Origin of the sequence: Mycobacterium florentinum, from assembly GCF_010730355.1 — a bacterium.
Classification (GTDB): Bacteria; Actinomycetota; Actinomycetes; order Mycobacteriales; family Mycobacteriaceae; genus Mycobacterium; species Mycobacterium florentinum.
Map to the genome: position 1 here is coordinate 2,378,671 of NZ_AP022576.1, position 18,097 is coordinate 2,396,767.

Below are 18,097 nucleotides of genomic sequence, written 5' to 3' on the forward strand. Positions count from 1 at the left end.
CAGAACTTATGCGGTGAAGCTGTGGAAGCGTGCGGCACGTCGCCGAATGCGGTGAGTCCGCCCACGAGTGCGATGTGGCTGCCCGGCGAGATGGATCGGCTCGGCGTAGAAAATCACCTTGGCCAGCTCCACGAGTACGAGGTAGCTGAGGACGAAGCCGCCGAGCACCACAAAGAATTGCCAGGGCAGCGGCGTAAAACCGAGGGTCACGGCAAGCGGCGAAATCGTAAGCAGGACGCCGATGGCGACCACCGAGATGCTGGTGATCGCCAGCCACGCGCTCGGTCGGCTGCGGAAGAACGGAACCTTTCGGGTGCGGACAGCGAAGATGATCAGCGTCTGGGTCGCAAGCGATTCCACGAACCAGCCGGTGCGAAATTCGACGACGCCGGCGTGCAGAACTCCCAGCATCAACCCGAAGGTCAAGAAGTCGAACAGCGAACTGATCGGGCCGAACGTCAGCATGAACCGCCGGATGAACGCGACGTTCCAGTGCGACGGCGCGTGCAGCTGCTCGTCGTCGACCCGGTCGGTGGGAATCGCGAGCTGCGAGGAGTCGTAGAGCAGATTATTCAACAGGATCTGGCTGGGCAGCATCGGCAGAAACGGCAAGAGTGCCGACGCGGCGGCAGCGCTGAACATGTTGCCGAAGTTGCTCGATGTACCCATCAGCACGTATTTGATGGTGTTGGCGAAAATTCGCCGGCCCTCGGCCACCCCGGTGGCCAGGACGCTCAGGTCCTTTTCCAGCAGGACCACGTCGGCCGCATCCTTGGCGACGTCGGTAGCGCTGTCGACCGAGATTCCCACGTCGGCCGCGTGCAGGGCCAGCGCGTCGTTGACACCGTCGCCCAGGAATCCGACCGATCGCCCGGTTCGGCGCAGCGAGGCGATCAGGCGTGCCTTCTGCTCGGGGGAGATGCGGGCGAAGATGGTGTGGTCTCGCGCGGCGTCGACGAACGCGTCGTCGCCGAGGGGCTCGAGCTGTGCGCCGGTGATGGTGCCCTTGGATGTCAAACCGAGATCGCTGCAAACCTTTTCGGCGACCCGCGGATTGTCACCCGTGGCGACCTTGAGCTCGATACCCAGCCCGGCAAGCTCGGACAGGGACTGGCGGGCGGCCGATTTGGGCTCATCGGCAAACACCAGAAACCCCGCCAACACCAGATCGCGCTCGTCGTCGCGGGTGATCGCGGTGAGCCCGGCCGCGGGTTTGGCGGCCACGGCCACCACCCGGCGCCCGGCCGCGAACAGGGCCGCAAGGGTGTCCTGCGCGGCCGCCGCGGCCGGCTGGCATTGACTCAGCAGCTGCTCGGGCGCGCCCTTGACCACCAGCACCGTTTTCCCGTTGTCGTCGACCAACGCTGAGGTCGCCCGCCGCTCATGGTCGAACGGCATCGTCGCGACCCGGCGCACACCATCTCCCAGCAACTGTTGCGGCAGCGGGGATTCCCACAGCGCCGCGTCAAGCGGATTGGCGCTGACGCCACCGGATTCGGGGTCGACATCGGTGGCCAACAACCCGAGCCGCCGGACCGAATCGCTGTGGGCGCCGAACGGGTCGATCGTATCGACCAGCCGGATCCGGCCTTCGGTCAAAGTACCGGTCTTATCGGTGATCAGGATGTCGACGTCGCCGAGATCTTCGATGCACACCAACCGCTTGACGAGTACTTTCGCCTTGGCCAGTTGCCGAGACCCGGTCGCGAGACTGGTGCTGACCACGGCGGGTAGCAGTTGCGGCGTAATGCCGACGGCGATCGCCAACGAGAACAGGACCGAATCGATCACCGGTTTGCGCAACAGCAGGTTGCTGATCAAGATGATCACCACCAGCGCGATCGCGACTTGCAACAACAGGTAGGAGAACCGGCGCAGGCCGACCTGGAACCCGGTTTCGGGTGGCCTATCATCCAAACCCGCTGCAATCCGCCCGAATTCGGCGTTACGGCCGGTGGCGAACACCACTCCGCTGCCCTCCCCGGCGCTGACGATGGCGCCCATGAAGGCCACGTCGGTTGAGTCCGCCAGTTCGGCGTCCGCGGCGATCGGCTGCGGGGATTTCTCCGCGCCGATCGATTCGCCGGTCAGGATGCTTTCGTTGCATTCCAGGCCGCTGACGTCGATGAGCCGGACATCGGCCGGAACGGCCTCACCCAACGACAACCGGATCACGTCGCCGGGCACCAACTCGGTGACGCCGACACTGACGAATTCCCCGTCGCGACGCACGACGGCCCGGTGCCGCATCCCCGCGTGCAACTCGTCGGCGGCCCGCTCGGCGCGATACTCGTTGACGAACCCCAGCCCGATGCTGACCGCCAGGATCACGCCGATGATGACCGCCTGCATGCTGTCGCCGAGAAAGAAGGAGACCACCGCGGTGCCGGCCAACAAGATCAGCACCGCGCTGCGCAATTGACGGCCCAACACCGCGAACGCGTTGACACGGTGGGTCCGCACCGCATTCGGTCCGCAGCGCGCCCGCCGGGCCGAGGCCTCGGCCTCGGGTAATCCGTCGGCCGAACTGTCCAACCAGCCCAAGACGTCGCCGACCGTGGCCGCGGCAACCTGCTTGGTGGTCAGGGCATCGGAGTTCATGCCACCATGCTGTCCGGAACTTGGCCGGCGTTCTAGTGACCTGAGTCCTCAATTGTGCGCCGGGCGACGAACGTGCGGCGCGATCCGGTGAACGGATCGTCGAACTCGATACGCTGGGCGAGCAATCGCAGCGGTGTGCCGAAGTCGTCGGCAGGCACATCGATCACCTTGGGGTACAACGGGTCTCCGATGATCGGCAGCCCCAGCGACGCCATGTGCACGCGCAACTGATGGGTGCGCCCGGTGCGCGGCGTCAGCCGGTACAAACCCGGCGCACACAGTTCGACCAATGTCTCGGCATTGGGCTCCCCTGGCTCAATGACGGCCTGTAAGTGACTGCGGCGCTTGATGATTCGATTGCGCACTACCAGTGGCAACTCCAGGCCCGGATCGACCGCCGCGCCCGCCAGGTAGGTCTTTTGCACCTCGCCGCGGGCGAACAGCATCTGGTAGGCACCGCGCACCTCACGGCGGGCCGTGAACAGCAGCACCCCGGCGGTCAGCCGGTCGAGCCGGTGAGCGGGGCTGAGCTCGGGCAGCCCCAATTCCCGGCGCAGCCGCACCAGCGCGGTCTGCGCGACGTGGCTGCCCCGGGGCATGGTGGCCAGAAAGTGCGGCTTGTCGACGACCACGATGTCGTCGTCGCGATGCAGCACCGGGATGTCGAAAGGCACCGGAACCTCATCCGGCAGGTCGCGATAGAGGTAGACGCTGGCGCCGGCGGGCAGCACGGTAGCCTCGTCGATCACCGCGCCGTCGGCGTCGACGACCTCACCGCCCAGCACCTTGGCCCGGGCCTGCTCGCCGAATCGTGTGGTGAGCTCGGCCAGCACCGCTCCGCCGTGCAGCCGTACCCGCGCCGGGCCCAGTCCATCTCGCACAGGCAGCGGCGCGGGCCTCAATTGAGGGGAACCGGCTCGAGGATCTCGGCGCGGGCTTCGGGTGCGCTGGCCCGCAGTTCGTCCGCCGACGCGTCGTCGGGCTGGGCCTGCGACAGGATCTCGGCCTCCACCCGTGCGGTGTAGTTGGCGACCTCGCGGTTGACGTCGCCGGCGCTCCACCCCAGCACCGGAGCCACCAGTTCGGCGACCTCGCGGGCGCAGTCGACGCCGCGGTGCGGGTATTCGATCGAGATCCGCATCCGGCGGGCCAGGATGTCCTCGAGATGCAGGGCGCCCTCGGCGGCGACGGCGTACAGCGCCTCCACCTTCAGGTAGCCCGGAGCGTCCTTGATCGGGGTCAGCAGGTCGGGACGATCGGCGGCCAGCGCCAGCACGTCGTCCATCAGCGAGCCGTAGCGATCCAGCAGGTGACGCACCCGGTACGGGTGCAGGCCCACCAGTTCGCCGACGTGCTCGACCTGGTTGATCAGGGCGAAGTAGCCGTCGGCGCCCAGCAGGCTCACCTTCTCGGTGATCGACGGCGCCACCCGGGCCGGAACGAACTGCGACGCAGCGTCAATCGCGTCGGCGGCCATCACCCGATAGGTCGTGTACTTACCGCCGGCGATGGCGACCAGGCCGGGTGCGGGCACCGCGACGGCGTGCTCCCGGGACAGCTTGGAGGTCTCCTCGCTCTCCCCGGCCAGCAGCGGCCGCAGCCCCGCGTAAACGCCGTCGATGTCGGCGTGCGACAGCGGCGTGGCCAGCACCGTGTTGACGGTGGCGAGGATGTAGTCGATGTCGGCCTTGGTGGCCGCCGGGTGGGCCAGGTCGAGGTTCCAGTCGGTGTCGGTGGTCCCGATGATCCAGTGGCTGCCCCACGGGATGATGAACATCACCGACTTCTCGGTACGCAGGATGATGGCGGCATCGCTGACGATCCGGTCCCGCGGCACCACCACATGCACACCCTTGGACGCGCGCACCTGAAAACGCCCGCGCTGCTTGGACAATGCCTGGATCTCGTCGGTCCACACCCCGGTCGCGTTGACCACGACGTGCCCGCGCACCTCGGTCACCGAGCCGTCCTCGGAGTCGCGCACCCGCACCCCGATCACCCGATCGCCCTCGCGCAGCAACGCGACCGCCTGGGTGGAGCACCGCACCACCGCGCCGTAGTGCGCGGCGGTGCGCGCGACCGTCATTGTGTGCCTGGCGTCGTCGACGACGGTGTCGTAGTAGCGGATCCCGCCGATCAGCGAGCTGCGCTTCAGGCCCGGACTCAGCCTCAAAGCCCCAGCGCGAGTCAAATGCTTCTGGGCGGGAACGGATTTCGCGCCGCCCAGGCTGTCGTAAAGGAAGATGCCCGCCGCGGTGTAAGGACGCTCCCACCACCGGTGGGTCAGCGGGAACAGGAACGGCAGCGGCTTGACCAGATGCGGTGCCAACCTGGTCAGCGACAGCTCGCGCTCGTGCAGCGCCTCGCGCACCAGCCCGAACTCCAGCTGTTCGAGGTAGCGCAGTCCGCCGTGGAACATCTTCGACGAGCGGCTCGACGTCCCCGAGGCGAAGTCGCGCGCCTCGACCAGGGCGACCTTGAGCCCGCGGGTGGCGGCATCGAGCGCGCACCCGGAGCCCACCACGCCGCCGCCGATGACGACGACGTCGAACTGCTCACTGCCAAGGCGCTCCCAAGCCGCCGCGCGTTGCCGCGGTCCCAAGTTGGAAACCGGATCATTCACGACAAATGGCTCCTCGGTTACTCGTCAGTAGAAGGTGCTCCACCAAGGCTAGTTCGTCGGGCGTTCGGCGGCCCGCCGTCAGTCCAGATCGTCGTGCGCCATCAGCCGGCGGGCGGCCTCGGTGATCGACCCGGACAACGACGGGTAGACGGACAGCGTCTGCGCCAGCTCGTTGACGGTGATGCGATTTTGCACCGCCACGGCGATCGGCAGGATCAGCTCGGATGCAATCGGCGCCACCACCACGCCGCCGATCACCACGCCGGTGGCCTGCCGGCAGAACAGCTTGACGAAGCCCTGCTGCAGCCCGGACATCTTGGCGCGCGCGTTGGTCCGCAGCGGCAGCATGATCGTGCGGGCCGGCACCGAGCCGTCGTCGATCATCGTTTGCGGCACCCCGACGGCGGCGATCTCGGGCCGGGTGAACACCGTCGAGGCGACCGTGCGCAGCCGGATCGGGCTGACGCCCTCGCCCAGCGCGTGATACATCGCGATGCGGCCCTGCATGGCGGCCACCGAGGCCAGCAGCAGCAGCCCGGTGCAGTCGCCGGCGGCGTAGATACCCGGAACCGACGTCCGCGACACCCGGTCCACCTTCAGATAGTCACCCCGGCCGAGCTCGATGCCGACGCGTTCCAGGCCGAGGCCGCCGGTGTTGGGCACCGATCCGATCGTCATCAGGGCGTGGCTGCCCTCGACGGTGCGGCCGTCGGTCATGGTGACCAGGACCCCGGTCTCGGTGCGGGTGACGGATTCCGCGCGGGCGTTCTTGATCAATTCGACGCCGCGTTCGGCGAACGCCTCCTCGAGCACCAGCGCGGCGTCGGCGTCCTCGTAGGGCAGCACCCGGTCCCGGCTTGCCGCCACCGTGACCGGCACGCCGAGCTCGGTGTAGGCGTGCACGAACTCGGCGCCGGTGACGCCGGAGCCCACCACGATCAGGTGCTCGGGCAGCGCCTTGAGGTCGTAGAGCTGCCGCCAGGTCAGGATGCGCTCGCCGTCGGGCCGGGCCGACGGCAGCACCCGCGGGCTGGCGCCGGTGGCGATCAGCACCACGTCGGCGTCGTGCTCGGTGACCGTGCCGTCGGCCGCGGTCGCCTTGACGCGATGCCGGGCCAGGCCCGGCGCGGAGTCGCACAGTTCGCCGCGACCCGCGACCACCCGCACGCCCTGGGCGAGCAGCTGGGCGGTGATGTCGGCGGACTGCTCGGCCGCCAGCGCCTTGACCCGATTGTGGATCTGCGGCAGCGAGATCTTGGCGTCGTCGATGTCGATGTCGAAGCCCAGCCGGGGCGCACGGCGCAGCTCGGTGCGCAGCCAGGTCGAGGCGATGAACGTCTTGGACGGCACGCAGTCATCCAGCACCGCCGCCCCGCCGATGCCTTCGGAATCGATGACGGTGACGTCGGTGGTATCGGGGTGCGACGTGGCGGCGACCAGCGCGGCTTCGTAACCGGCCGGGCCTCCACCGAGGATCACGATGCGGGTCACCACCGCCCTAACCTATCCAAGGACCTCCGGAACCGCCGGATGAAGACCGCGCGAGCGTCCGGCGTTTAAGCTTTCACCCGTGCCGCTATACGCCGCCTACGGGTCGAACATGCATCCCGAGCAGATGCTGAAGCGTGCACCCCACTCCCCGATGGCCGGAACGGGCTGGTTGCACGGGTGGCGGCTGACCTTCGGCGGCGAGGACATCGGCTGGGAAGGCGCACTGGCCAGCGTCGTCGAAGATCCCGGTTCCAAGGTGTTCGTCGTGCTCTACGACATGACGCCGGCCGACGAGATGAGCCTGGACCATTGGGAGGGCTCCGAGTTCGGCATCCACAAGAAGATCCGATGCCGGGTGGAGCGGACATCATCGGACACCACCACCGATCCGGTGCTGGCATGGCTGTACGTGGTCGACGCCTGGGAGGGCGGGCTGCCGTCGGCGCGGTACCTGGGCGTGATGGCCGATGCCGCCGAAATCGCCGGCGCACCAATGGAATACGTCCACGACCTGCGGACGCGACCGGCCCGCAACATCGGCCCCGGAACTACTGCCTAGGCGAAACCCAGCACATCCTGGAGGGAACCGGCGGCGTCGTCCGGCAATTCGAAGAGCCGTTCCTGAGCCGCCCCGTCGGCCGCTATCGCTTCTGCCTGCGCCTCGAGAATCGCCTCGTTGATGTGCTGCGCGACCGTTTCGGCACCTAACCGCAGCAGGCCGTCGGTGATCTGCAGGCCGGTGAGCCGTTGGCGTTCGTCGACCGTCACGGCGACGGTGTGGGCCTCGTCGATGCCCCGGAACTGAATGGTGGTCATTTCTCGTCCTCACTCCCTGTATCCGTGGGACCTGTAGTCAACTGTCTACAGCACGATGAACGGAGTGTAGACAGATGACTACACCGAGTGCAAGAGCTTTGGCGGATGGCCGCGGATGTGTTGCGAGACTCGAGGGCTACGTCTCGGAGAAACCGGCCGACTGCTCGACGATGTTGACCATCACCCGCACTCCGACCCCCAGCGCGCGCTCGTCGAGATCGAAATTCGGCTGGTGCAGGTCCAGCTGCGGGCCTTCGCCCGGCCACACACCCAGTCGCGCCATCGCTCCGGGAATCTCCTCGAGATACCAGGAGAAGTCCTCGCCGCCGCCGGACTGGCGGGTGTCGGCCAGCACGTCGGGCCCGACGGACTCGATCGCGTGGGTGAGTATGCGGGTCGAGACCTCCTCGTTGACCACTGGAGGCACTCCGCGCCGGTACTGAATCGTGTGTTCGATCCCCAGCGGCAGCAACAGCGCGTCCACGGCCTGACGGATAATCTCCTCGAGCTCGAGCCAGGTGTGCCGGCTGGCCGTGCGCACGGTGCCGGACAGCTGGCCGTTCTGCGGGATCGCGTTGGCGGCCACACCGGCGTTGACCGCGCCCCACACCAGGACGGTGCCGTTGCGTGGGTCGAGCCGCCGCGACAGCACCCCGGGCACCCCGGTGATCAGCGTGCCGAGACCGTAGACCAAGTCGGAGGTCAGGTGTGGCCGCGAGGTGTGCCCGCCCGGCGAATACAGCGTGATGTGGATATGGTCGGCCGCCGAGGTGATCGGGCCCTGCCGGATCGCGACCTTGCCGACCTCGAGGCGGGGGTCGCAATGCAGCGCGAAAATCCGGGACACCCCGGTCAGCGCTCCGGCCGCGATGGCGTCGATCGCGCCACCGGGCATCAATTCCTCGGCCGCCTGAAAGATCAAGCGCACCCCGACCGGCAGTTCGGGTACCGACGCCAGCGCCTGCGCGGTGCCCAGCAGGATCGCGGTGTGCGCGTCGTGCCCGCAGGCGTGCGCGACATTGGGCATCGTCGAGGCGTACGGCGCTCCGGTTCGTTCGGACATCGGCAGCGCGTCCATGTCGGCCCGCAGCGCGATCCTGGGCTCGTGAGCGGGGCCGAAATCACACGTCAACCCGGTACCGCCGGGGAGCACCTTCGGATTCAGGCCCGCTTCGGCCAACCGCTCGGCGACGAACTGCGTGGTGGCGTATTCCTGCCGGCCCAGCTCCGGGTACCGGTGGATGTGCCGGCGCCACTCAACCAGGTCGTCGTGATGGGCGGCCAGCCACGATTCGGCCGTGTCGATCAGGCTCATCGGGCGGCCCGGCGTTCCAACCCGGCCAGCACTCGGTCGCGTTCGGCGCTGTCCTGGGCGAGGTGGACCACCGTGCGCGCCAGCATCACCGCGCCCTCGACCACCGCACGGTCGCCACTCGGGCCGCCGGCGGCGGTGGCGAAGGCGCGCTGATGCACCGTCGCGCCGCCGGCTTCGACACCGATCACCGGGTGGATGCCCGGCAGCACATGCGTCACGTTGCCCATGTCAGTGCTGCCCATCGGCAGCGCCTTCTCGAACTCGGGTGCCACCGGCTCGCGTCCGAGCCGGCGCATCTCTTCCCGGCAGATGTCGGCCAGCCACTCATCCGGCCGCAGCTCCGCGTATGCCGGTGACGGTGTGTTGATTTCGTATTCGCAGCCGGTGCCCAGTGCGCCCGCGGCAAAGCAGGCGAACATCCTGCCCTCCAGCTCGCGCAGCGAATCCACCTCGACCGCCCGCATCGCGTACTGCACGGTCGCGTGGCCCGGGATGACGTTGACCGCCTGCCCGCCGTTGGTGACGATCCCGTGCACCAGCTGCCCCGGCGCCAGTTGCTGGCGCAGCAGCCCGATGGCCACCTGCGCCACGGTGATGGCGTCGGCGGCATTGACGCCCAGATGCGGGGCGACGGCGGCATGCGATTCCTTGCCGCGGTAGTCGACGGTCACCTCGGACAGCGCCAGCGAACGGGCGGCGGCGATGTCGGTCGGCCCGGGATGCAGCATCACCGCGGCCGCGACGTCGTCGAAGGTGCCGGCCTCCAGCAGCAGCGCCTTGCCGCCGCCGGCCTCCTCGGCGGGAGTGCCGATCAGGGCCACGGTCAGGCCGAGCTCGTCGGCCACGTCGGCCAGCGCCAGCGCGGTTCCGACCGCCGACGCGGCGATGATGTTGTGCCCGCAGGCATGTCCGATCTCGGGCAGGGCGTCGTACTCGGCGCAGACGCCGACGACCAGCGGCCCGCTTCCGTAGTTCGCGCGGAAGGCGGTGTCCAGGCCGCCGGCGCCCGGGATGACCTCGAAGCCCCGCTCGGCAACCAGTGCCTGCGTCTTGGCGCAGCTACGGTGCTCGGCGAAGGCCAGCTCGGGCTCGGCGTGAATCGCGCGCGAGAGCTCGACAAGATCGACGCCACGACGCCGCACCGCGTCCTCGACGCTATCCAATGCGGTGTTGGTGGGCATCCCTGCAGTATCTCATCGACCGAGGCCGCGAAGGACCGCCCGGCGGTGGCTACACCCGTCCGGCGATGAAGCTGGCCGCCTGGCCGGGGTAGGGCGCTATCGAATAGTCGTGGTGCGCCTCGCGGTCGCGACCGCCGACGACGCAGACCGGATCGCCGGGACTGCACTCGTCGATGGCACGGCCGGCGAACTGCCCGGCCGTCGACAGCGGGGTGTTGAACCGGTTGCCGGGATTGCCGAACACCGCGACCGCCCTGATCTTGCTGGCCAGGCCGGGATCCAGCGCCGGCGCCGACCCGAACTCGCCGATGGTGTTGCCCAGCGGCGGCACCCCGGCCAGCATCGAGACCGCGGCCGCGCCCTGCGAGAAGCCGCCGAGGATCAGGTGAGTACCCGGGCACTGGTCGGCCATCGCGGCGATGTGGTCACGGGCGTCGTTGGCGCCGTCGCCGGTCTGCAGGAAGTTGTAGCTGGCCGGGTAGTTCACCGCGTAGTTGTCGAAGTTGCGTCCGCCCAGGGTGGGCTGCAGCGCGGCGAACAGTGCATCGCCGACAACGCCGAGGCCGGGCGGCTCGTTGGTGCCGCGGGCGAAGATCAGTTGAACGTCGGGGCAGTCGGCCCGTGCCGTCGGCGCCGGGCCACCGAGGACCGCGGCTACCAAAGCCGCCACTGCAAGTAGCGGGCCAGCGAGTGGCCTCATACCAAAACTCATGCGGGAAATCCTGACATATATAGCGAAGCTAAGCTCGCACAGTGTGACCGACGTTGCATCCGAGAACTCTCAACTCGCACAGCGCGCGGCAAATTCCATCCGGGAGCAAACCGGGGTCGACGCACATGACATCGCGATCGTTCTCGGCTCGGGATGGTCGCCGGCGCTCACCGAGCTGGGCTCTCCCGACGTCGTGCTGCCCCAGGCCGAGATTCCCGGCTTCGCGCCGCCACGCGCGGCCGGCCATCCCGGCGAGCTGTTGTCGGTGCGCATCGGCGAGCACCGGGTAATGGTGCTGGCCGGGCGCGTGCACGCCTACGAGGGCCATGACCTGAGCCACGTCGTCCACCCGGTCCGGGCGGCCTGCGCGGCCGGGGCCGGCATCGTCGTGCTGACCAACGCGGCGGGCGGGTTGCGCACCGACATGCGCGTCGGCCAGCCGGTGCTGATCAGCGACCACCTGAACCTGACCGCGCGTTCGCCGCTGGTCGGCGCGCAGTTCGTGGATCTCACCGATGCCTATGCGCCGCGGCTGCGCGCGCTGGCCCGTGCGGCCGACCCCGAGCTGACCGAAGGCGTCTACGCCGGCCTGCCCGGGCCGCACTACGAGACACCGGCCGAGATCCGGATGCTGCGGACCCTGGGCGCCGACCTGGTCGGCATGTCGACGGTGCACGAGACGATCGCGGCCCGCGCGGCCGGCGCCGAGGTGCTGGGCATTTCGCTGGTCACCAACCTGGCGGCCGGCATCACCGGCGATCCACTGAGCCATGCCGACGTGATGGCCGCGGGGGCCGCATCGGCATCCCGGATCGGCGCCCTGCTTGCCGACGTAATCGCCCGGATTTAGCCGTGACAGCGCCGCTTCGATTCGGCACGGCGGGATTGCGCGGTCCGGTGCGCGACGGCCCGGACGCCATGAACGTCGAGGTGGTATCGCGCGCCACCTGGGCGGTGGCGCAGGTGCTTACCGGTCGCGGCCTGGCCGGTGGGCAGGTGATCGTTGGGCGCGACGCTCGGCACGGTTCGGCGATCTTTGCCACAGTGACCGCGGAAGTGCTTGCCGCCGCGGGCTTTTCGGTGCTGCTGTTGCCGGGAGTCGTGCCGACGCCGGTGGTCGCCTACGCGGTCCGGCACGTCGGCGCCGCCGCCGGAATACAGATCACCGCCTCGCACAATCCGCCCAGCGACAACGGCTACAAGGTGTACTTCGACGGCGGCATCCAGATCATCTCGCCCGCCGACACCGAGATCGAAAATGCAATGGCCACAGCGCCTTCCGCCGAACGGATCGCCCGCAAGCCGGTGGCGCCCGCGGACACCGACCTGGTCGCCCGCTACATCGAACGCGCGGCCGGGGTGCGGCGCGCCGGCGGTTCGGTGCGGGTGGCCCTGACCCCGCTGCACGGGGTCGGCGGGGCCGTGGCCGTCGAGACGCTGCACCGCGCCGGCTTCGACCAGGTACACACCGTCGGTGCCCAATACGCGCCGGACCCGGACTTCCCCACCGTCGCGTTTCCGAATCCCGAGGAGCCCGGCGCCGCCGATGCCCTGCTCGCCCTGGCCACCGATATCGAAGCCGACGTCGCGATCGCCCTGGACCCCGACGCCGACCGGTGCGCGGTGGGCATCCCCACAACAACGGGATGGCGAATGCTGTCCGGCGACGAAACCGGTTGGCTGCTAGGCGATTACATCCTGTCGCACGAACGATCGAACAGCGCGGTGGTGGCCAGCACCATCGTCTCCTCCCGGATGCTGGCAGACATCGCCGCCCACTACGGCGCGGCCCACGTCGAGACGCTCACCGGTTTCAAATGGCTGGCGCGCGCCGATGCGCAGGTGCCGGGCGGCCGCCTCGTCTACGCCTACGAAGAAGCGATCGGCCACTGCGTCGACCCCGCCGCGGTGCGCGACAAGGATGGCATCAGCGCCGCGGTGCTGGTGTGCGACATGGCGGCTTCCCTGAAACAGCAGGGCCGTTCGATACCCGACGCGCTCGACGATCTCGCCCGGCGCTACGGCGTGCACGAAGGCGCGGCGATCTCCCGCCGAGTCGCCGACGCGGGCGAGGCCGCCGCAATCATGCGGCGGCTGCGAACCGCCCCGCCGAGCCAACTGGCCGGGTTCGCGGCGACGATCACCGATATCAGCGACGCGCTGATCTTCACCGCCGGTGACGACACCTCGATCAGGGTGGTGGTGCGGCCCAGCGGGACGGAGCCGAAGTTCAAGTGCTACTTGGAGATTCGCTGCGCCGCTTCCGACGACTTGGCTTATTTCCGGACTTACGCCGCCGCGCTGCGCGCTCAGTTGGTTGCCGCGGTGGAATGCTGGTGAATACCCGGGGCCCGAACTGACGGTCGCCCGCGTCGCCGAGACCCGGCACGATGAACGCCGCCTTGTTGAGTCCTTTGTCGACGGCCGCGGTGAACACTCGCGCGTCCGGCGCGATTTTCTCCACTGCCGCAAGGCCTTCCGGTGCGGCCACCACGCAGAGCACACTGATGTCGGTCGCGCCGCGACACTGCAGCAGTTCGATGGCATAGGTCATCGACCCGCCGGTGGCCAGCATCGGATCGAGCACCATGACGGGCCGGTGTTTGAGCTTGGCGGGCAGCGACTCCATGTACGGGAACGGCAGATGGGTTTCCTCGTCGCGAGCAACGCCGACGAAGCCGACCTCGGCCTCGGGGATCGCGGCGTGCGCCTCGTTGATCATTCCGAGCCCGGCCCGCAACACCGGAACCAGCAGCGGCGGCGTGGTCAATCGCTTCCCGAATGTCTCGGCCAGCGGCGTCCGGATCCTGACCGGCGCGGTGGCCGCCTCCCGGGTGGCCTCGTAGACCAGCATCAGCGTCAGCTCGCGCAGCGCGGCCCGAAAACCCGCGGCATCGGTGCGTTCGTCGCGCAGCACCGTCAGCCGGGTGGCGGCCAACGGGTGGTCGATCACTCGCACATCCATGCGTCCGAGGGTATATAACGATCCGACCTCGGTTGGCTAAAGCGCAGTTCGCGTGCGTGCGTGCCTGCCGTCGATCCCGCGCGTCGGCTCGTATGCTCCCCGGGTGTTTCGCGCGATTCGAAGTCTCCTGATCTTGGTCGGTGCGGTGGCGCTGACCTGGCTGGCCGCCACCCCGTTGGCGCCCCGCGTCACCGCCGCGGCCGCGCTTCCCCGGCCCGCGCACATCGTAATTGTGGTGGAGGAGAACCGTTCTGAAGGCCACATCATCGGCCACCCGCAGAACCCGTTCATCAATGCCCTGGCCACCCATGGCGCCAACATGGTGCAGTCGTTCGCCGAAACACATCCCAGCGAACCGAACTATTTGGCGATGTTCGCCGGCAATACCTTTGGCGTGACGAAGGACTCGTGCCCGATCAACGCCGGCAACGCGCCCAACCTGGGGTCTGAATTGCTCGGTGCAGGTTACACATTCATCGGCTACTCAGAGGACCTGCCCGCCGTCGGCTCGCCCGTGTGCAGCGCCGGCAAGTACGCCCGCAAGCATGTGCCGTGGGCCAATTTCACCAACGTGCCGCCGACCAGTTCGGTGCCGTTCTCCGCGTTTCCGCAGGGCAATTACGCCAGCCTGCCGACGGTGTCGTTCGTCATCCCCAACAACGACAACAACATGCACGACGGCTCGATCGCGCAGGGCGATGCCTGGCTGAATCGGCAGCTGTCCGGCTATGCCAACTGGGCGGTCGCCAACAACAGTCTGCTGATCGTGACCTGGGACGAGGACGACAACGGCGCCAACAACCAGATCCCGACGATCTTCTACGGCGCGCACGTCCAACCGGGCAGCTACAGCGAGCAGATGAGCCACTACAACCTGCTGTCCACCATCGAGCAGATGTACGGATTGCCCAAGACGGGCAACGCGGCCAACGCTCCCGCGATCGCCAGCATCTGGGCGGGATAGGCCCGCCGGCCCGGCACCGGACCCGGCGCATTCGTCCGTCGTCGCTATTCTGTGCCGCATGGCTGCTGACCTCGTACCCATCCGCCTGAGCCTGTCCGACGGTGACCGCTACACCGTATGGGCACCGCGCTGGCGCGACTCCGGCGACGAGTGGGAGGCGTTCCTGGGCAATGAAGATGACCTGTACGTCTTCGAGTCGGTCGCCGACCTCGTCGCGTTCGTGCGGTCCGGCGCCGAGAACGACCTCACCGATCACCCGGCGTGGAAAGAGCTGACCACGGCGCACGCGCACCGCTTCGAGCCCACCGAGGCCAAGCAGTTCGACCTGGTCGCGGTCGAGGAACTGGTGGCCGAGAAGCCGACCGAGGAGTCGGTGACCGCGCTGGCCGGCGCCCTGGCGATCGTGTCGTCGATCGGATCGGTGTGCGAGCTGGCGGCGGTGTCGAAGTTCTTCAACGGCAACCCCACCCTGGGCGCGGTGTCCGGCGGCATCGACCACTTCACCGGCAGAGCGGGAGCCAAGCGCTGGGATGCGATCGGCGAGGTCATCGGGCGCAGCTGGGACGACGTGCTCAGCGCGATCGAGAAGATCGCCACCACCCCCGAGGTCGACGAGGCGGCGGCGGAGAAGGCCGCCGAGGAACTGGCCGAGGAACGAGACGAAGAAGAGCCCGAGGACGAAGACTCCGAGGAAGAGTCCGCCGGATCCGAGGAGGCGTCCGACGGCGAAGCCGTCGACGACGACGAGGAAGAAGACGAAGAAGAGGTCCGCGCGCCCGCCGACACCGTCGTGCTCGGCAGCGACGAGGACTTCTGGATGCAGGTGGGGATCGACCCGGTTCGCATCATGACGAGTTCGGGCACGTTCTACACGCTGCGCTGCTACCTGAACGACCGCCCGATCTTCCTGGGCCGCAACGGACGGATCAGCGTGTTCACCTCCGAGCGCAGCCTGGCGCGCTACCTGGCCGACGAGCACGACCACGACCTGTCCGATCTGAGCACCTACGACGACATCCGCACCGCCGCGACCGACGGATCGCTGTCGGTCGAGGTCACCGACGAGAACATCTACGTGCTCAGTGGGCTGGTCGACGACTTCGCCGACGGACCCGACGCCGTGGATCGTGAGCAACTCGACCTGGCCGTCGAGCTGCTCCGCGATATCGGTGACTACTCCGAGGAGAGCACCGTCGACAAGGCGCTGGAAACCGGCAAGCCGCTGGGCAAGCTGATCGCCTACGTGCTGGAGCCCGGCTCGGTGAGCAAGCCCGCGTCGCCGTATTCGGCGGCGGTGCGGGAATGGGAGGAACTGGAGAAGTTCGTCGACTCCCGGCTGCGGCGCGAATAGCGCTCGTTTGACGGGTCCGTGGGTCTCCTCTTTACTGGCGTGTGTCGCTTCCCGTGATTGGACCGTTGCCGTTCTACGGATTTCAGCGTCCGGCCCTGTTGCTGTTCGGGCTGATCCCGCTGGCCCTGCTCGCCGTGTACGTCGTCGTCCAGGCCCGGCGCCGACACCGCCTGCGCCGCTACACCGAGGCCGAGGTGCCGCAGTCGTTGTGGCGCCACCTGCCGATCGCCGTGTCGCTGCTCAGCCTGGCGCTGCTGACCATCGCGCTGGCCACCCCGACCCACGACATGCGCATCCCGCGCAACCGCGCCGTCGTGATGCTGGTGATCGACATGTCGCAGTCCATGCGGGCCACCGACGTCGAGCCCGACCGCCTGCGGGCCGCCGAGCAAGCCGCCAGCAAGTTCGCCGCGCAGCTGACGCCGGGCATCAACCTCGGGCTCGTCGGGTTTGCCGGAACGCCGTATCTGCTGGTGCCGCCCACACCCCGGCACCAGGCCACCATCGACGCCCTGCCGAAGCTGCAATTCGGCGACGGCACCGCGACCGGTGAAGCCATCTACACCGCCCTGCACGCGATCGAGGCGACGAACACGACCGGCGGGGACACGCCGCCGCCGGCCCGGATCGTGCTGCTGTCCGACGGCGGCGAGAACAGGCCGACCGATCCCAGCGACCCGCACGACGGCGTCTACACCGCCTCGCGGCTGGCCAGGGACCAGGGCGTGCCCATCTCGACAATCTCGTTCGGCACCAAGAGCGGCAACATCAGCCTGGACGGGGTGCAGGTGAATGTTCCCGTTTCGACCGACCAGATGAAGAAGGTCGCGCAGCTGGCCGGCGGGCAGGCCTACACCGCGACCAACCTCGACGAGCTCACCAAGGACTACCAGTCGATCCAGCAGGAGATCGGGTATCGCACCGTGCCCGGTCCCGGAGGATCCGGGTGGTTGCGCCTCGGGGTGCTCACCGCGTTGATCGCCACGGTGCTGGCGCTGCTGATCAACCGCAGGTTGCCGACTTAGGATCGCTCAAGCGGGCAGCCGGCGGTTCAGGAACAGGCCCGCCAGCACCGCGCCGGCCATTACGACCGAACCGAGCAACATCCACGCCAGGCTCGCATCGCCCTTGACGGTCTCGTAGCCGATCTGGCGCTGCAGCGTCCCGTAGACCTCCTTCAGCGACGCCAGGCTGTCGGCATGGAAAGCCTGACCGTCGGTGATCTTGCAGATCTCCTGCAGGGTCTGATCGTCGACCGGAACCGGAATCGTCGCGCCCTGGTAGACGACCGTGCCGTCGGGCGTACCGAACGAGATCGTCGAGATCTGCACGCCCTCGGACTTGGCCGCGCGGGCCGCGGTGAACGCCCCCTGCGGCGCGTTGGGGTCCAACGGCACGTTCTCGGCGCCGTCGGACTCCAGCACGATGCGCGCCGGTGGTGGACCGTCGCCGCCGCCCATCACCGCACCGACCGTCGCGATGGCCTGCAGTGCGGTGAAAAGGCCTTCGCCGGTGGCGGTTTTCGGGGCGGGCTGCAGGCCGTCGATCGCGGCCTTGACGGCGCCGCGGTTCGTCGTCGGAGAAACGAGCAGGGTCGCGTTGGCCGCGAACGCCACCAGCCCGAGATTGATGGCCGGCGTCAGCTCGTCGGCGAACTGCTTACCGGCCTCCTGCGCGGCGGCCAGCCGGTTGGGAGCCACATCGGTGGCGGCCATCGACTCCGAGACGTCGATGACCAACATCACCACCGCGCGGTTGAGCGGAATCCGCACATCGGTCGTCGGCCCGGCCATGGCCGTCGTCAGCAGCACCAGCGACACGGCGAGCAGGATCGTCGGGATGTGCCGCCACCGCGACAGCCGCGCGGGCGCGACCCGCTCCAGCACCTCCATGTTGGCGAACCGCAGCACCCGGCGCCGTCGGGCGAATTGCTGGACGACGTAGAGACCTATCACCAGCAGCACCGCCAGCAGCACCAGGAAGAACCACCCGTGCTGAAAACCCGTGAGCGACACCGGACCCAGCAGCGGCAACTTCATGCCACGTCACATTACGTGGCACCGCAGCGAGCCCGCTCT

The 18,097-nt window shown here is 68.4% G+C and carries 15 protein-coding genes and 1 pseudogene; 6 read left to right on the plus strand and 10 right to left on the minus strand.

Annotated elements, in window-relative coordinates:
- Nucleotides 1–6 precede the first annotated feature (6 nt).
- The 4 genes and pseudogenes from mgtA to G6N55_RS11130 all read right to left on the minus strand — a co-directional run bounded on the left by mgtA (nt 7) and on the right by G6N55_RS11130 (nt 6,718).
- Entirely contained in the window at nt 7–2,601 is a 2,595-nt protein-coding gene (gene mgtA, locus G6N55_RS11115; protein ID WP_085219975.1) for a magnesium-translocating P-type ATPase, read from the minus strand.
- Nucleotides 2,602–2,633: 32 nt separating this feature from the next.
- Nucleotides 2,634–3,503, minus strand: coding sequence for a pseudouridine synthase (locus tag G6N55_RS11120; RefSeq protein WP_085219974.1), 870 nt, complete (start codon nt 3,501–3,503; stop codon nt 2,634–2,636).
- Nucleotides 3,500–5,224, minus strand: coding sequence for a glycerol-3-phosphate dehydrogenase/oxidase (locus G6N55_RS11125; RefSeq protein ID WP_085219973.1), 1,725 nt, complete (start codon nt 5,222–5,224; stop codon nt 3,500–3,502). The genes G6N55_RS11120 and G6N55_RS11125 overlap by 4 nt, the downstream gene beginning before the upstream one ends.
- A pseudogene (locus G6N55_RS11130) lies at nt 5,217–6,718 on the minus strand (NAD(P)H-quinone dehydrogenase). The gene G6N55_RS11125 and the pseudogene G6N55_RS11130 overlap by 8 nt, the downstream one beginning before the upstream one ends.
- A gap of 76 nt (nt 6,719–6,794) precedes the next feature.
- Between G6N55_RS11130 and G6N55_RS11135 the strand changes: the two are divergent.
- Entirely contained in the window at nt 6,795–7,274 is a 480-nt protein-coding gene (locus tag G6N55_RS11135) for a gamma-glutamylcyclotransferase (RefSeq protein ID WP_085219971.1), read from the plus strand.
- Here G6N55_RS11135 and G6N55_RS11140 read toward each other — a convergent pair.
- The 4 genes from G6N55_RS11140 to G6N55_RS11155 form a co-directional block, all read right to left on the minus strand.
- Entirely contained in the window at nt 7,271–7,531 is a 261-nt protein-coding gene (locus G6N55_RS11140; RefSeq protein WP_085219970.1) for a YbaB/EbfC family nucleoid-associated protein, read from the minus strand. The genes G6N55_RS11135 and G6N55_RS11140 overlap by 4 nt on opposite strands.
- Before the next feature lie 136 nt (nt 7,532–7,667).
- Complete coding sequence (locus G6N55_RS11145; protein WP_085219969.1) at nt 7,668–8,846, minus strand: amidohydrolase; 1,179 nt, start codon at nt 8,844–8,846, stop codon at nt 7,668–7,670.
- Complete coding sequence (locus G6N55_RS11150) at nt 8,843–10,027, minus strand: M20 family metallopeptidase (protein WP_085219968.1); 1,185 nt, start codon at nt 10,025–10,027, stop codon at nt 8,843–8,845. The genes G6N55_RS11145 and G6N55_RS11150 overlap by 4 nt, the downstream gene beginning before the upstream one ends.
- 49 nt (nt 10,028–10,076) lie before the next feature.
- Complete coding sequence (locus G6N55_RS11155) at nt 10,077–10,727, minus strand: cutinase family protein (protein ID WP_139826655.1); 651 nt, start codon at nt 10,725–10,727, stop codon at nt 10,077–10,079.
- 55 nt (nt 10,728–10,782) lie between these two features.
- Between G6N55_RS11155 and G6N55_RS11160 the strand changes: the two genes are divergently transcribed.
- Together G6N55_RS11160 and G6N55_RS11165 are read left to right on the plus strand one after the other, a co-directional pair.
- Nucleotides 10,783–11,589, plus strand: coding sequence for a purine-nucleoside phosphorylase (locus G6N55_RS11160; protein WP_232078977.1), 807 nt, complete (start codon nt 10,783–10,785; stop codon nt 11,587–11,589).
- Complete coding sequence (locus G6N55_RS11165) at nt 11,544–13,079, plus strand: phospho-sugar mutase (RefSeq protein WP_372517580.1); 1,536 nt, start codon at nt 11,544–11,546, stop codon at nt 13,077–13,079. Before G6N55_RS11160 ends, G6N55_RS11165 begins: the two co-directional genes overlap by 46 nt.
- On the opposite strand, the gene upp is transcribed toward G6N55_RS11165, so the two are convergent.
- Nucleotides 12,970–13,704 carry a uracil phosphoribosyltransferase gene (upp, locus tag G6N55_RS11170; protein ID WP_085219965.1) on the minus strand — a complete coding sequence of 245 codons (735 nt, stop codon included), beginning with the start codon at nt 13,702–13,704 and terminating at the stop codon, nt 12,970–12,972. The genes G6N55_RS11165 and upp overlap by 110 nt on opposite strands.
- Before the next feature lie 133 nt (nt 13,705–13,837).
- On the opposite strand from upp, the gene G6N55_RS11175 reads away from it, so the two are divergent.
- From G6N55_RS11175 to G6N55_RS11185, 3 genes are read left to right on the plus strand one after another with little or no spacing between them, the layout of a single operon-like run.
- A complete protein-coding gene (locus tag G6N55_RS11175) occupies nt 13,838–14,668 on the plus strand; it encodes an alkaline phosphatase family protein (protein ID WP_276072066.1) in 831 nt (276 codons plus the stop codon).
- Between the two features lie 58 nt (nt 14,669–14,726).
- Nucleotides 14,727–16,019 carry a protein export chaperone SatS gene (satS, locus tag G6N55_RS11180; protein ID WP_085219964.1) on the plus strand — a complete coding sequence of 431 codons (1,293 nt, stop codon included), beginning with the start codon at nt 14,727–14,729 and terminating at the stop codon, nt 16,017–16,019.
- Nucleotides 16,020–16,060: 41 nt separating this feature from the next.
- On the plus strand, nt 16,061–17,044 hold the full coding sequence (locus G6N55_RS11185) for a VWA domain-containing protein (RefSeq protein ID WP_085219963.1): 984 nt from the start codon (nt 16,061–16,063) through the stop codon (nt 17,042–17,044).
- A 6-nt stretch (nt 17,045–17,050) separates the two neighbouring features.
- On the opposite strand, the gene G6N55_RS11190 is transcribed toward G6N55_RS11185, so the two are convergent.
- Nucleotides 17,051–18,058, minus strand: coding sequence for a VWA domain-containing protein (locus tag G6N55_RS11190; protein WP_085219962.1), 1,008 nt, complete (start codon nt 18,056–18,058; stop codon nt 17,051–17,053).
- Nucleotides 18,059–18,097: the final 39 nt, after the last annotated feature.